General features: G+C 63.2%; 16 protein-coding genes. 14 read left to right on the top strand and 2 right to left on the bottom strand.

The window, feature by feature from the left end:
- Positions 1 to 73: 73 nt before the first annotated feature.
- The gene (locus KUL93_RS06415) at positions 74 to 1,147 is read left to right on the top strand and encodes an RluA family pseudouridine synthase (protein WP_217126247.1); all 1,074 of its coding nucleotides are present in this window, start codon (positions 74 to 76) and stop codon (positions 1,145 to 1,147) included.
- Here KUL93_RS06415 and KUL93_RS06410 read toward each other — a convergent pair.
- Positions 1,091 to 1,690 carry a Maf family protein gene (locus KUL93_RS06410; RefSeq protein WP_217126246.1) on the bottom strand — a complete coding sequence of 200 codons (600 nt, stop codon included), beginning with the start codon at positions 1,688 to 1,690 and terminating at the stop codon, positions 1,091 to 1,093. The two genes, KUL93_RS06415 and KUL93_RS06410, sit on opposite strands and share 57 nt — an antisense overlap.
- Before the next feature lie 52 nt (positions 1,691 to 1,742).
- On the opposite strand from KUL93_RS06410, the gene KUL93_RS06405 reads away from it, so the two are divergent.
- From KUL93_RS06405 to KUL93_RS06365, 9 genes are all read left to right on the top strand, one after another.
- Positions 1,743 to 2,243, top strand: a complete 501-nt coding sequence (locus tag KUL93_RS06405; RefSeq protein WP_217126245.1) for a hypothetical protein — start codon at positions 1,743 to 1,745, stop codon at positions 2,241 to 2,243.
- A gap of 3 nt (positions 2,244 to 2,246) precedes the next feature.
- A complete protein-coding gene (gene rpmF / locus KUL93_RS06400; RefSeq protein WP_217126244.1) occupies positions 2,247 to 2,426 on the top strand; it encodes a 50S ribosomal protein L32 in 180 nt (59 codons plus the stop codon).
- The gene (plsX, locus tag KUL93_RS06395; RefSeq protein ID WP_217126243.1) at positions 2,423 to 3,469 is read left to right on the top strand and encodes a phosphate acyltransferase PlsX; all 1,047 of its coding nucleotides are present in this window, start codon (positions 2,423 to 2,425) and stop codon (positions 3,467 to 3,469) included. The genes rpmF and plsX overlap by 4 nt, the downstream gene beginning before the upstream one ends.
- Before the next feature lie 11 nt (positions 3,470 to 3,480).
- Positions 3,481 to 4,449: a beta-ketoacyl-ACP synthase III gene (locus KUL93_RS06390; protein WP_217126242.1), complete on the top strand. Its 969-nt coding sequence runs from the start codon at positions 3,481 to 3,483 to the stop codon at positions 4,447 to 4,449.
- A gap of 25 nt (positions 4,450 to 4,474) precedes the next feature.
- Entirely contained in the window at positions 4,475 to 5,422 is a 948-nt protein-coding gene (fabD, locus tag KUL93_RS06385) for an ACP S-malonyltransferase (RefSeq protein WP_217126241.1), read from the top strand.
- A gap of 1 nt (position 5,423) precedes the next feature.
- Positions 5,424 to 6,203, top strand: a complete 780-nt coding sequence (gene fabG / locus KUL93_RS06380; RefSeq protein WP_217126240.1) for a 3-oxoacyl-ACP reductase FabG — start codon at positions 5,424 to 5,426, stop codon at positions 6,201 to 6,203.
- A 71-nt stretch (positions 6,204 to 6,274) separates the two neighbouring features.
- Positions 6,275 to 6,523 (top strand): acyl carrier protein, encoded by a 249-nt coding sequence (acpP, locus tag KUL93_RS06375; RefSeq protein WP_233467996.1) that lies wholly within the window; start codon positions 6,275 to 6,277, stop codon positions 6,521 to 6,523.
- 25 nt (positions 6,524 to 6,548) lie between these two features.
- Positions 6,549 to 7,784 (top strand): beta-ketoacyl-ACP synthase II, encoded by a 1,236-nt coding sequence (gene fabF / locus KUL93_RS06370; RefSeq protein ID WP_217126239.1) that lies wholly within the window; start codon positions 6,549 to 6,551, stop codon positions 7,782 to 7,784.
- The gene (locus KUL93_RS06365; protein WP_217126238.1) at positions 7,747 to 8,307 is read left to right on the top strand and encodes a hypothetical protein; all 561 of its coding nucleotides are present in this window, start codon (positions 7,747 to 7,749) and stop codon (positions 8,305 to 8,307) included. Before fabF ends, KUL93_RS06365 begins: the two co-directional genes overlap by 38 nt.
- Before the next feature lie 40 nt (positions 8,308 to 8,347).
- Here the strand turns inward: KUL93_RS06365 and nadB are convergent, their stop codons facing one another.
- Entirely contained in the window at positions 8,348 to 9,925 is a 1,578-nt protein-coding gene (nadB, locus tag KUL93_RS06360) for an L-aspartate oxidase (RefSeq protein ID WP_346731666.1), read from the bottom strand.
- Between the two features lie 145 nt (positions 9,926 to 10,070).
- On the opposite strand from nadB, the gene rpoE reads away from it, so the two are divergent.
- From rpoE to KUL93_RS06340, 4 genes are read left to right on the top strand one after another with little or no spacing between them, the layout of a single operon-like run.
- Entirely contained in the window at positions 10,071 to 10,682 is a 612-nt protein-coding gene (gene rpoE / locus KUL93_RS06355; RefSeq protein WP_346731665.1) for an RNA polymerase sigma factor RpoE, read from the top strand.
- Between the two features lie 39 nt (positions 10,683 to 10,721).
- Entirely contained in the window at positions 10,722 to 11,384 is a 663-nt protein-coding gene (locus KUL93_RS06350; protein WP_217126235.1) for a sigma-E factor negative regulatory protein, read from the top strand.
- On the top strand, positions 11,381 to 12,406 hold the full coding sequence (locus tag KUL93_RS06345) for a MucB/RseB C-terminal domain-containing protein (protein WP_217126234.1): 1,026 nt from the start codon (positions 11,381 to 11,383) through the stop codon (positions 12,404 to 12,406). Before KUL93_RS06350 ends, KUL93_RS06345 begins: the two co-directional genes overlap by 4 nt.
- Positions 12,399 to 12,866 (top strand): SoxR reducing system RseC family protein, encoded by a 468-nt coding sequence (locus tag KUL93_RS06340; RefSeq protein WP_217126233.1) that lies wholly within the window; start codon positions 12,399 to 12,401, stop codon positions 12,864 to 12,866. The genes KUL93_RS06345 and KUL93_RS06340 overlap by 8 nt, the downstream gene beginning before the upstream one ends.
- The last annotated feature ends 18 nt before the right edge of the window (positions 12,867 to 12,884 follow it).

The following is a 12,884-nucleotide window of genomic DNA, read 5'->3' as shown; positions in this document are numbered from 1 at the left end:
GGGAGCAGTGATAAACGGCTCGACCAAAGGAGTAAGATCGGGTCTTGGTCAAGTCGAAAGTATAGTACTGATTATGGGAAAAGCGCAAGATCTCGACCGGGAACCCGCGCCAGTCACATCTGCGGTCCGTTTTTTGCAGGTGACCGAGGGGCCGCAGCGGTTGGACAATTTCTTGCGTCGCCATCTGAAGGGGGCGCCGAAGGCGTTGATTTATCGCATCATTCGGTGCGGTGAAGTGCGGGTCGATGGTCGCCGTGCGCAACCCGACAGTCGGTTGTACGCAGGCCAGACGGTGCGGGTGCCGCCGTTGCGTTTGCCCGAACCCGCTCCTGCGGTGGCGCCACCCGCGCGGGCGCTCGCTTCGCTTTCGGTGGTCTATGAGGATGCGGCGCTGCTCGTCGTCGACAAACCCTCTGGGGTCGCGGTTCATGGCGGGTCGGGGCTTTCCTGGGGTTTGATCGAGTGGGTGCGTGCCCATTGGCCAGAGGCGCAGCGCTGGGAGCTCGTCCATCGGCTCGACCGGGATACGTCCGGGTTGCTCGTGATCGCGAAAACGCGTCGCGCGTTGAAAAAGTTGCAAGCGGCTTGGCGCACTGGCGAGGTGGCGAAAACCTACCTCGCTCTGACGGTTGGGGTGATGGCAGAACCGCGCTTACGCATTCGCGCGCCGCTTGAGCGCTACTTGACTGCGGCGGGGGAGCGACGGGTGCGCATCGCCGAGACGGGGAAACCTTCGGATTCGGAGGTGGTTCGTCTTGCGTCGTGGGGCGAGCCTGCGCCGGGGTTTTCGTTGGTCGAAGTGCAGATCCATACGGGAAGGACCCATCAAATTCGCGCCCATTTGGCGCACGTCGGGCACCCGATCGTTGGGGACGAGAAGTACGGCGATTTTTCGCTCAATAAGGTGGTGGCGCGTCGACTCGATCTGCCGCGTTTGTTTCTCCATGCCAGCCGACTGTCGTTTCACCATCCCGAATCGGGGCAGCGTCTCGTGCTCGATGCGCCGCTTCCTGCGGCGCTCACAAAGTGCGTCAGACGGCTGGGGCGGCCGACCGAAGGTGGGGTGCCCCAGCGGGTACTGAAGGGTGCGTCACGGGATTTGCCAGCCGAAACGGCGCAGCAGGCGAACGGTGGCGATCAACGGTAGCCCGATGAGCGCAGTGGGGTCGTCGCTGACCACTTTTTCGACCAACGTGATGCCGAGCGCTTCGATTTTGGCGGCGCCCGCACAATCGAGCGGTTGTTCGATGCGCACGTACCGTTCGATCGCATCATCCGTGAGGTCGGCGCGAAAGGTCACCGCGGTGGGAACCTCGGTGACCAGGCTCTGTTGTGTCGCGGTGTCGAAAACGGCTACTGCCGTATAAAAACAGACGGTTTCCCCGCGCATGCGCTTGAGTTGCGCGATCGCGCGATCCGGCGTGCCCGGTTTACCGAAGCGTTCGTTGCCCAACGCGGCCACTTGGTCGCTGCCGATGATGAGGGCGGGTTGCGCGAATTGACGGGCCGCAGCGCGCGCCTTGGCTTCGGCAAGACGCAAGGCAAGGTTGCGCGGCGATTCGTTGGGCTGTGGGGTTTCGTCGGTTTCGGGATTTGCGGTGACGAAGTCGAGATTGAGTCGCGCCAGCAACGCACGACGGTACGGGGAGGTAGATGCGAGCACCAAAAGCGCAGAATCGGGTCTGTTCATCGGGACGCAAGGCTTTGACAAAAAGTGGCGAACATTTTATCATTCCGCTTTTATGTCCGAACATCCTGATCTCCTCGCTCAGGTATTCGATCCGGTTGCTTTCGTTCGAGGCGACGCGCCGTGGTCCGGAAAAGTGGCCGCAGCGCGGTTTGCGCGTGCAGCGGAGCAGATCGGTGACCTTGCCGCGACGCTCGATTGGCGGGTCGAGCCCGAACGAACGCCGGAAGGGCGTGCCGCGAGTCGGCTGCGCCTCGAAGGCGTGCTGCCCGTGGTCTGCCCGCATTGTCTCGCGGTGGCGCCTTGGACGGTGGTGATCGAACGTCTGGTCGTTTGGTACCGGTCTGCGGAGGCGATTCCGGAAGAGGAGCTCGAGGAGGAGAACTGGGATGCGCGCGTGATGGACGAACCCATCACGCTACTCGAGCTGTTGGAAGAGGAGCTGTTGTTGGCGTGGCCTCAAGGTGCGGTGCATGATGCGTGCGCGTTGCCGGGGCCGGCGCAAGTGGGCGAACCGCTTTCCCCTTTTTCCGTGTTACGTCAAATGGAGCGCTAAATCATGGCTGTTCAGCAGAACAAAAAATCACCGTCGAAGCGTGGCATGCATCGGTCGCATGACCGCCTGAAGAACCCGCCGATCGCGGTCGATGCCGCCACGGGTGAAGTCCATCTTCGTCACCATGTGACGCCGAGTGGTTTTTATCGCGGTCGTAAAGTGATCGATACCGCTGGCGAATGAACCACGCGCTGGCTGTCGATTGTATGGGCGGAGACCATGGAGTCTCCGTCACGATCCCTGCGATCGAAACATTTTTGATCAAAAACACCGCCGCGCGCGTCATTGCGGTGGGTATGCCCGATCGGTTGGCGCCCGAAGTCGAGCGCCTTGCCCGTCGTTTCCCGGACCGAATCACCTTGGAGCCGGCGTCTCAGGTCGTCGCGATGGACGAGTTGCCCCAGTCGGCGCTGCGGACCAAACGCGATTCATCGATGCGCCGCGCAATCGAGTTGGTGCGTGATGGTCGGGCAGTGGCCGCCGTCTCTGCCGGTAATACCGGTGCGCTGATGGCGATTGCCCGTTTCGTCCTCAAAACCTTGCCGGGGATCGATCGCCCGGCGATCGCAACGGTATTGCCGGCGCGCCAGGGGCGGGTTTGGGTGCTCGATCTGGGCGCGAACGTCGACTGCACCGCAGAACACCTCCTGCAATTCGGCGTGATGGGGGCGGCGCTGGTGCGCGCGGTCGAAGGGGTCTCCGAGCCTCGCGTAGGGCTACTCAATATCGGCGAAGAGGCGATCAAAGGCAACCAGGTCGTTCGCGAAGCCGCGGAGTTCCTTGCAGCGTCGCCGCTCAATTTCGTCGGCAACGTGGAAGATATCTACGCGGGCGCTGCCGACGTGGTGGTGTGCGACGGGTTCGTCGGCAACGTGGCGTTGAAGACGACCGAGGGGCTGGCGCAGATGTTGGCGACGTTCCTGCGGGAAGAGTTTTCCCGAGCGTGGTGGACGAAACTGGCCGCATTGGTGGCATTGCCGGTGTTGCGCCGCTTCAAGGATCGTGTCGATCCGCGGCGGTACAACGGGGCGGTCTTGGTCGGCTTGCGCGGCGCCGTCGTGAAGAGTCATGGCGGGGTCGACGCCTATGCGTTCGGTTGGGCGCTCGAGCGGGCTTGGGAGGCCGGCACCCATCGCCTGGTCGATCGCGTCGCGGAGCAGTTGGCGGCGCTCAACGGGGTTTGCGCCGCGGAAAACACGGCTGACTCGACGCCTTCTGCGGGATGAAAGGGGAGACGATGGCCCGCTATTCTCGGCTCGTCGCAGTGGGTGGGTACCTTCCCGGGGCTCCCGTTACCAACGAGGAGCTCGTTGCGCGTGGGGTCGATACGTCAGACGAGTGGATCCGCACACGTTCCGGGATCATCACCCGCCATTTTGCTGCCGACGACGAGCAGACGAGCGATCTGGCGGTTGTTGCGGCGCAGCAGGCGCTTGCCACCGCAGGTTGGCAGCCGAACGACGTGGAGCTGATCGTTCTGGCGACTTCAACGCCCGACATGATTTTTCCGAGCACCGCGACGATCGTGCAGGACAAACTGGGGATTACCAACGGTTCGCCGGCATTCGACGTCCAAGCGGTGTGTACCGGTTTCGTCTATGCGTTGACGTTGGCCGACCAATTTATACGATTGGGCGCTGCGCAGCGCGCGTTGGTGATCGGCGCCGAAATCTTCTCCCGTATTCTGGATTGGCGTGACCGCACGACCTGCGTGCTCTTCGGCGACGGGGCGGGTGCGGTGCTGCTCGAAGCGAGCGACGCGCCCGGTATTTTGGCGACGAAATTGCACGCCGACGGACGCTACCGCCACCTTCTCTGTGTTCCGGGCCAGACTGCGCATGGCCAAGTGACGGGAGATCCGTTCGTCCGGATGCAGGGTCAGGCGGTATTCAAATTTGCCGTGCAGTCGCTTGCCGACGTTGCGCTGGAAGTGCTCGAAGCGGCGCAGATGACTCCCGATCGGCTCGACTGGTTGGTGCCCCATCAAGCCAATATCCGTATTTTGGAGGCGACGGCGAAGCGTCTTGAGGTGCCTTTTTCGCGGGTACTGACCACCGTGCAGCAGCACGGCAATACCTCGGCGGCGTCGATACCGCTTGCGTTGTGCGATGCGGTGCAGGCGGGGCAGATCCTGCCCGGTCAAACGGTGCTGCTCGAAGGGATCGGTGGCGGTTTTACCTGGGGTGCTGCGCTTCTGCGTTGGTGACCTGAACCAAAAAGCGAGGAGACGCATGACGACGATGTTTGTCTTTCCCGGTCAGGGGTCACAGAGTGTCGGCATGATGCGCGCCTACGAAGGATTGCCGGCCATTCGGGAAACCTTTCGGGAGGCGAGCGATGCCTTGGGGATCGATCTGTGGCGTCTGGTCGATGAGGGGCCGGAGGCGGAACTCGCGCGGACGCGCAATACCCAGCCGGTGATGCTCACTGCTGGCGTTGCGGTCTGGCGGGCATGGAAAGCGCTCGGTGGCCATGATCCCGCGTTCCTTGCGGGGCACAGCCTCGGCGAGTACAGTGCGCTCGTGGCTGCTGAGGCGCTTGCTTTTCCTGACGCCGTCCGGTTGGTTCGCCTGCGAGGGGAGGCGATGCAAGAGGCCGTGCCGGAGGGCGTGGGAGCGATGGCAGCGATCTTGGGGCTCGATGCTGCGGCGGTCTCCGACGTGTGTGCTCAGGTCGCATCGGCAGAGGAGATCGTTGCCCCCGCGAATCTCAACGCCCCCGGCCAGATCGTGGTTGCGGGGCATCGGGACGCGGTCTTGCGGGCTTCGGAGCTTGCGAAAGCGCGCGGCGCCAAACGCGCGGTGCTCTTGCCGGTGAGCGCCCCCTTTCACTGTGCGCTGATGCGTCCCGCTGCGGAGCGGCTTGCGGTTGCGCTTGCCGAAGTTGCGTTGCGTTCGCCCCGCATCCCGGTGATCCACAACGTCGACGTGGCAAGGCACGCAGAGCCGGAAGCGATTCGTGCCGCGCTCGTAGCGCAAGCCTATTCCCCCGTGCGCTGGATCGAAACGATCGAACACGCGGCGGCTTCGGGGGTCACGCAAGTGGTCGAATGTGGTCCTGGGAAAGTGCTTGCGGGGCTCACGAAGCGGATCGTCAAGTCGCTTGAAAGCGTCGCGTTGAGCGATGCGCAAGCCGTGCAGTCGCTGCTTGAGACAGAACGCCATGACGGAAAGAATTGAGATGGAGCAGACGGTGCAGGAAACGGTAGCGCGCGCGTTTCGGCTGGATGGGCAGACGGCGCTTGTCACCGGTGCGTCGCGCGGGATCGGCGCGGCGGTGGCGGACTGGCTCGCCGCAGCAGGCGCCTATGTGATCGGAACGGCAACGAGCGAAGCGGGTGCTGAGGCGATCCGCGCCCGTTTCGCTGCGGCAGGGCTGAGCGGCGAAGGGCACGTGCTCGATGTCACCGACGGCGCTGCGGCCGAGCGTTTGGTTCGCGCGATCGAGAAAGCGCGCGGTGCGATCACCATTCTGGTCAATAACGCGGGCATCACCAAAGACAACCTGGCGATGCGGATGAAAGACGACGAATGGCAGGCAGTGATCGATACCAACCTCACGGCGGTCTTTCGTCTGTCGCGCCTCGTGCTCAAAGGGATGATGAAAGCGCGGTACGGGCGGATCATCAATATCACCTCTGTGGTCGGCAGCATGGGGAACGCCGGGCAGGCCAACTACGCCGCCGCAAAAGCGGGCGTTGCGGGGATGAGCCGGGCGTTGGCGCGCGAATTGGGTAGCCGCAACATCACCGTGAACTGCGTTGCGCCGGGTTTCATCGAAACCAATATGACCGAAGCGTTACCCGAAGCCCAACGCGAGCTGCTCGCGAGCCAGATCGCGTTGGGGCGCTTGGGGTCGGTTGCGGAAGTTGCCGGGTGTGTGCTCTTCTTGGCGTCACCGGCGGCATCCTATGTCACCGGCGCCACACTTCACGTCAATGGCGGTATGTACATGGCGTGAAAAAGGCTTGAATTGCTTTTTGCTTTGGTAGAATAACCTCGCTTTTCATCCCGTTCAAGGAGTCATCCGAAATGGAAAACATCGAGCAAATCGAGCAGCGTGTGAAAAAGGTCGTGGCCGAACAACTCGGCGTGAATGAGGCCGACATCAAGAACGAGTCGTCTTTCGTCGAGGATCTGGGGGCCGATTCGCTCGATACGGTTGAGCTCGTCATGGCGCTTGAGGAGGAGTTCGAGTGCGAAATTCCGGACGAGGAGGCTGAAAAGATCACCACGGTGCAACAGGCGATCGACTACATCGTCGCGCACCTCAACAAATAATTCCCTTTATCCGAAGGAGTACGGCATGCGTCGGCGCGTGGTCGTGACCGGCCTGGGGATCGTTTCTCCCGTAGGCAATAGTGTCAAAGAGGCGTGGAAAAACATCGTCGAGGGGCGCTCTGGCATTGGTCCCATCACGCGTTTCGACGCCAGCACGTTTCCGGTGCGCATCGCTGGGGAAGTCAAGAATTTCGACGTCACCGCGTACCTGCCGAAGAAAGAGGCGCGCCGAATGGATCTCTTCATCCACTACGGCATGGCGGCTGGCATTCAGGCGGTGCGCGACGCCGGATTGGAGATTACTGAGGCCAACGCCGAACGGGTGGGGATCAATATTGGCTCGGGGATCGGCGGTCTGCCGATGATCGAGGCGACCCACCACGATTTCCTGAGCGGCGGCGCGCGGAAGATTTCGCCCTTCTTCATCCCCAGTTCGATCATCAACATGATCTCGGGCAACCTCTCGATCCTGCTCGGGGCGAAAGGGCCCAACCTCTCCGTCGTTTCCGCGTGTGCCACCGCGACCCACTCGATCGGCGAGTCGGCGCGTCTCATTCAGTACGGCGATGCCGACGTGATGATCGCTGGCGGTGCCGAATCGACCGTGACGCCGCTTGCAATCGGTGGCTTTGCCTCGGCAAAAGCGCTCTCGACCCGTAACGACGAACCCGAAAAAGCGTCCCGACCGTGGGACAAAGCGCGCGATGGGTTCGTGTTGGGTGAAGGTGCCGGCGTGATCGTCCTAGAAGAGTACGAGCACGCGAAGCGCCGCGGGGCGAGAATCTACGCGGAGCTCGTCGGGTACGGTATGAGTGCGGACGCTTTCCACATGACGGCGCCGTGTGAGGATGGCGATGGGGCGATGCGCTGCATGCGGAATGCGCTGCGGGATGCGCGCCTCGACCCCGACGAAATCGATTACATCAACGCCCATGGCACCTCGACGCCGCTCGGTGACGTCGCCGAAACGTTGGCGGTGAAGCGCGCGTTCGGCGACCATGCAAAACGGCTGATCATGAGTTCGACCAAGTCGATGACGGGGCATCTGTTGGGGGCCGCAGGTGGCGTGGAGGCGATCTTTACGATCCTTGCGCTCCACCATCAGGTTGCACCGCCCACGATCAACCTCGACGAACCGGGCGAGGGGTGCGATCTCGATTACTGTCCGCATACGGCGCGGGCGACGAAGATTCGCGCGGCGCTCTCCAATTCGTTCGGATTCGGTGGCACCAACGCAACGCTTGTCTTCAAGCGGATCTGAAGCAGCGCACCGTTGCGCGGCACCCGAAACGGGCGCGGCACCCAGCAAGAGGCCAGGAAGCGCGTTCCCGGCATGCGAAGCGGTCTTGCTGCCGCCTCCCACTCAGACCGTTGTTCTGCTTGTGGGCGCACACGGGCTTTGTGCAGCGGTTGCGTTTGCGTTCCTTGCCGGCAAAGCGCTCGCGCTGGCAGTCGTCTTTCTTGCCCTATCGGCGCTCGAGACGGCTTGGCGCTGGCGCGAGCAGCGCGCGACAAGGTATTTACTCGAAGGGGATCGGGTGCAAGCGGTGCGCGACCCTACGGGTGCGCCTTTCTCAAACCGGGCTACCGCCTCCGCAGAGCGCATCGGACGGCTCGTTGCGCTTCAGCGCGTGGGGTTGTGGTGGCGACTCACCGCCCGAACGGTCAAGGGAACCCATTTCACCATTTGGACCGAACGGTGGCGGCTTTCCGCTGCCGATGACTGGCGTCTTGCGGTTCGGGCGCAAGGGTGGATCGGCTACGCGTCGCCCCCGTTCGCTTGACGGGGCAACGCGCGCGTAAAACGGGATCAAAAGGGCTTTTTCAACGGGGGCGCCGTGGGCGAAGCACCGTATCGCGCGCGTTGGGTAACGGTTCGGGGTAGTCACGCGAAAAATGGAGCCCCCGGCTCTCCTTGCGGCGCATCGCCGAACGGACGATCAGTTCGGCAACGAGCACGAGGTTACGCAACTCGATCAGATCGTTGTTCACGCGAAAGTGGGCGTAGAACTCGTCGATTTCCCGTTTCAAGAGACGGATGCGGTGCATCGCGCGCAACAACCGTTTGTCGCTGCGCACGATCCCGACGTAGTCCCACATGAAGCGGCGCAATTCATCCCAGTTATGGGAGATTACCACCTCTTCGTCTGGGTCGGTAACCTGGCTCTCATCCCATTCGGGAAGCGTGCAGGCAGGATGAACCGGCTGCGCGAGGATGTCGTGTGCCGCCGCCTCGCCAAATACCACGCACTCCAGTAGCGAATTGCTCGCCAGGCGATTGGCACCGTGCAGCCCCGTACATGAGGTTTCGCCTACTGCATAGAGGTTGGGAAGGTCGGTGCGAGCGCGGAGATCGACCACGACGCCGCCACACGTGTAGTGGGCTGCCGGCACCACGGGGATCGGCTCGCGCGTGATGTCGATCCCGAGCTCGAGGCAGCGCTGCGTAATGGTCGGGAAATGGCTGCGAATCCATTCGGCCGGTTTGTGGCTGATGTCGAGATAGACGCAATCGAGCCCGTGTTTCTTCATCTCGAAGTCGATCGCCCGCGCGACGATATCGCGTGGCGCAAGTTCTGCACGCGGATCGTGTCGCGGCATGAAACGCTCGCCGTTTGGGAGTTTGAGGATTCCCCCTTCGCCGCGCACCGCTTCGCTGATCAGGAAGGATTTGGCATGCGGATGGAAGAGGCAGGTGGGGTGGAACTGGATGAACTCCATGTTCGCGACGCGACAGCCTGCGCGCCACGCCATCGCGATGCCGTCGCCTGTGGCGATATCGGGGTTGGTCGAGTAGAGGTAGACCTTCCCGGCGCCACCGGTTGCGAGCACGGTGTGCGACGCTGCGACCGTTTTCACCCGCCCGGTGGTGCGGTCGAAGAGATACGCTCCCACGCACCCCCGCTGCGGCACTCCAACCCGCGCGCCGGTGATGAGGTCGAGCGCAAGGTGATTCTCCCAGATGGTGATGTTGGGGTGGGCACGCACTTTCGCGGTGAGGGTCTCTTGGACGGCGGCGCCGGTGGCGTCGGCCGAATGGTAGATGCGCCGCTCAGAGTGGCCCCCTTCGCGCGTCAGGTGGTAGCTGCCGTCGGCGTCGCGCGTAAACGGCACCCCTTGCGCGATCAGCCATTCGATCGCCTGGTGACCGTGTTCGACGACGAAGCGAACCGTTTCGACGTGACAGAGCCCGGCACCAGCGATCAACGTGTCTTGAACGTGCGACGCGATTCCTTCGGGGGTATCGAGCGCTGCGGCAATCCCCCCTTGCGCCCATTGGGTGGCCGTGTCGGTGAGTGACCGTTTCGCAACGAGCAGGACACGGCGATGGTCGGCAAGACGAAGCGCCACCGATTGTCCGGCAAGACCTGAGCCAATCACCAAAACGTCGAAGCAGAGCACGGTCACAGCCTTTCCCCTACCGAATGGCGCGCGCCAATCCTAGCATATTCCGGAACATTTCCCGCGATCGATGGTCAGTAGCAGAGCACGGTGCGCCGCGTATAATGCGCGCATGGCGGCAAACACTTCGAAAACGGATCGCGGCGTGGAGGAAACGCCCCGTTCGCTCACCGATGCAGCGTTGGTGGCGCGCGTGCAGGCGGGCGACCAGGCAGCGTTTGGGTTGCTGGTGGAAAAATACCGCCGCCGGGTGGAACGCTTGATCGCGCGGTTGGTGCATGATCCCGCAGAGGTGGAAGATCTGGCGCAGGAAACATTCATCAAAGCGTACCGCGCCATCAACGCGTTTCGCGGCGAAAGCGCGTTTTATACCTGGCTCTACCGAATTGCGCTCAATACCGCGAAGAACCATCTGGTGAGCGCGAAACGAGAGGTGATGACGACAAGCACGACCCAGGACAACGACGAGGGAGAGTCGTTCGATCTTTTGGAGGGACAGGGAACGGACGATACGCCGGAGCGGTTGCTGCTTTCGCAGGAGATCGCGCGTACGGTGGAGGAAGCGATGGCCGAGCTCCCGGAGGAATTGCGCACGGCAATCCAATTACGGGAGCTCGAAGGGTTGAGTTACGAAGCGATCGCGGAGGCGATGGGGTGTCCGATCGGAACGGTGCGCTCCCGCATTTTCCGGGCGCGGGAAGCGATTGCTCGCCGATTGCGCCCCCTTCTGGAAACCCCACCCGACCGACGCTGGTAGTTCGGGGATTGCGATAACGACAAGGCAGACGAGGCGAAGATGGATCGGTTGAATGGCAACGAGGAAGTGCTCTCCGCGTGGTTCGACGACGAGTACGCGGAACCGGCAACGGATCTCGATCTCGAAGCGATCCTGCGCGACCCCAACACACGAAGCACCTGGGGAACCTACGCGCTGATCGGTGCAGCGCTGCGTGGCGAACCGCTCGCAACACCGTCGGACGGTTTCGTCGCTGCGGTGCTGCAGCGCATCGCAGAGCCCGGCTCCGAAGCACCCCCGCAAAGGGAACTGGCTCGCTTGGCAGACGCTGCAGGAGGGGACGGAACGACGCCCGTTACCGCAGCAAACGACGCGTGGTGGCGCTGGAGCGCGGTGGCTGCCACGCTCGTTGCGGTGGTGGTAACGGGCGTTTTGGCGTTGCAGTCGCCCCGTGAAGCGGGCGTGCGCGTTGCAGAACGGGAAATGGCGCTTCGCGCCGAGTCGGTGGCTTTCGCCCCTGCGGCAATGGGCGGGCAGCGGCGCTTGCCGACGCTGCCGATGGGCGTGCGTTCGGTCGTCGTGGCAGCAGACGCGGGGGTACAACCGGTACGATTCACTTCAGCCCCGTTTTACATGTTGGCGCACAACCCGGCGCAGCCGATGGGCGGCGTGACTGTGCGCGCCCTTGCCACGCCGCCGCGCGTTTCGACGAACGCCCGATGAGGGGAGGAAAGGGGGCGATGGGGCGCACGCAGCGGCTGCTTGCGGGTCTTCTCCTCGTTTTCGTTTCGTCGTCATGGGGGGGCGCTAGCGAGGCGAACGAAGCAGCGCAAACCGTACCGACGACCACTTTCTCCGGGGTCGCGGTGTGGGTGCGTGACGAAACGCCCGTCGTCGTTCGGATCGATTCGGGGCAAACGCCGCTGGGCGCCTATTATTGGACGACGGTCGAAGGACCGAACGAGCGGGTTACGTTGTGTTGGCGCAATCGCTGCCGCACCGAACTCGCTGCCGAACAGGTCGTGTTGGAAGCCGATTGGGACGTGCGCCATCAGAGCGTTCCCGCCCTGAGCCGTTCGCTCCGCGAATTGGCGCAGTGGTACGAAGTGACCCCGCTTCCCGAGCAAAACTGGCAAGGCCACCCGGCAAACGGTTGGCTCATGCAGCCGCGGGATCCCTGGCGCTACCCGCAGCGCTGGTGGCTGGACGCCGCTACCGGGGTGACGCTGGAACGAACGATATTCGATGGCTCGATGACCCCGCTCGAACGGTTTGCGTTCGTTCGATTCGAACGGCACGCCCAAGCCGATCTCACCGAAGTGCGCCAAGCGTGGAGCAGTTTGGGGCAGAGCGATAGGGTCGATTTCCGTCTCCATACCGTCGCCCCGGACGCGATGCCGTGGCGTCTCGATGATCTCCCGCCGGGGTTTGCGTTGCGCGCCTCAGGGTGGCGGCAAGGGCCATCCGGTTCCCGCGTATGGCAATGGGCTCTTAGCGACGGCGCCGCGTCGGTCTCCCTGTTTGTCGAACAGGCGCCGTCGCAGCACGCGAGGGACACGGAAACAGAAACGGAGCGTCCGGGCGCAGCGATCGCGGAGTCTGCAGAACGTGGCTCTGCGCAGCGTTGGGGCGCAACCTTGATCGTGCGGCGAAACCGCAACGGGTGGTTGCAGACCGCCGTCGGTGAGGTCCCGGCGGCGACGCTCCACCGTTTATTGGACGGGATGCGGTATGTCGATGAGTAATGTGCACGCGCCTAACGCCGCGTGCACCGTATCGGATCGCGTTGCGGCGGTGGTCGAAGCCGTTGATGCGGCGGGGGCGTGGATCACGATCGTCGAACCGCGTGGCGGCTGTGGGCGCTGTCATGAGTCTGGGGGTTGCGGTGGGGTTTCGCTCGTCAATTGGCAGGGCACGAAACGGTTTTGGTTCCCCCGCGCACAGTGGGAAACCCCATTGGAAGCCGGGCAACCGGTTTGGGTCGTCACGGCTTCTGGGGCGCCGCTCGCCGCGGCGTGGCGGGTTTATGGGCAACCGCTCGTGATCGGTGTGGCGCTTGCCGCAGTCGGTCATGCGCTCCTTGCCCCCTTCTCTTCCTTCGTCGCCGATGGGGGAGCGGTTGCATTGCTCGTCGGTACCATGCTCTTCGTCTGGCGGCAAGCGGCGCGCCGCATTCGACCGGTCGTGCGCATCGTGGCACGCTAAACCGTTGCGGTTTCGGTA

It is taken from the genome of Hydrogenophilus thiooxidans, from assembly GCF_019049855.1.
GTDB classification, from domain to species: Bacteria; Pseudomonadota; Gammaproteobacteria; order Burkholderiales; family Rhodocyclaceae; genus Hydrogenophilus; species Hydrogenophilus thiooxidans.
Note: the sequence above shows the minus strand (reverse complement) of the source record. Positions and strands in the feature narration are given on the sequence as shown.

Excerpts from the sequence above, each read along its gene's own strand:
- KUL93_RS06390 (WP_217126242.1), top strand. The coding sequence starts at position 3,481 with ATGGCCCGCTATTCTCGGCTCGTCGCAGTGGGTGGGTACCTTCCCGGG.
- rpmF (WP_217126244.1), top strand. The coding sequence starts at position 2,247 with ATGGCTGTTCAGCAGAACAAAAAATCACCGTCGAAGCGTGGCATGCAT.
- KUL93_RS06350 (WP_217126235.1), top strand. The coding sequence starts at position 10,722 with ATGGATCGGTTGAATGGCAACGAGGAAGTGCTCTCCGCGTGGTTCGAC.
- acpP (WP_233467996.1), top strand. The coding sequence starts at position 6,275 with ATGGAAAACATCGAGCAAATCGAGCAGCGTGTGAAAAAGGTCGTGGCC.
- fabF (WP_217126239.1), top strand. The coding sequence starts at position 6,549 with ATGCGTCGGCGCGTGGTCGTGACCGGCCTGGGGATCGTTTCTCCCGTA.
- KUL93_RS06340 (WP_217126233.1), top strand. The coding sequence starts at position 12,399 with ATGAGTAATGTGCACGCGCCTAACGCCGCGTGCACCGTATCGGATCGC.
- fabD (WP_217126241.1), top strand. The coding sequence starts at position 4,475 with ATGACGACGATGTTTGTCTTTCCCGGTCAGGGGTCACAGAGTGTCGGC.
- KUL93_RS06405 (WP_217126245.1), top strand. The coding sequence starts at position 1,743 with ATGTCCGAACATCCTGATCTCCTCGCTCAGGTATTCGATCCGGTTGCT.
- KUL93_RS06345 (WP_217126234.1), top strand. The coding sequence starts at position 11,381 with ATGAGGGGAGGAAAGGGGGCGATGGGGCGCACGCAGCGGCTGCTTGCG.
- plsX (WP_217126243.1), top strand. The coding sequence starts at position 2,423 with ATGAACCACGCGCTGGCTGTCGATTGTATGGGCGGAGACCATGGAGTC.
- KUL93_RS06410 (WP_217126246.1), bottom strand. The coding sequence starts at position 1,690 with ATGAACAGACCCGATTCTGCGCTTTTGGTGCTCGCATCTACCTCCCCG.
- KUL93_RS06415 (WP_217126247.1), top strand. The coding sequence starts at position 74 with ATGGGAAAAGCGCAAGATCTCGACCGGGAACCCGCGCCAGTCACATCT.
- fabG (WP_217126240.1), top strand. The coding sequence starts at position 5,424 with ATGGAGCAGACGGTGCAGGAAACGGTAGCGCGCGCGTTTCGGCTGGAT.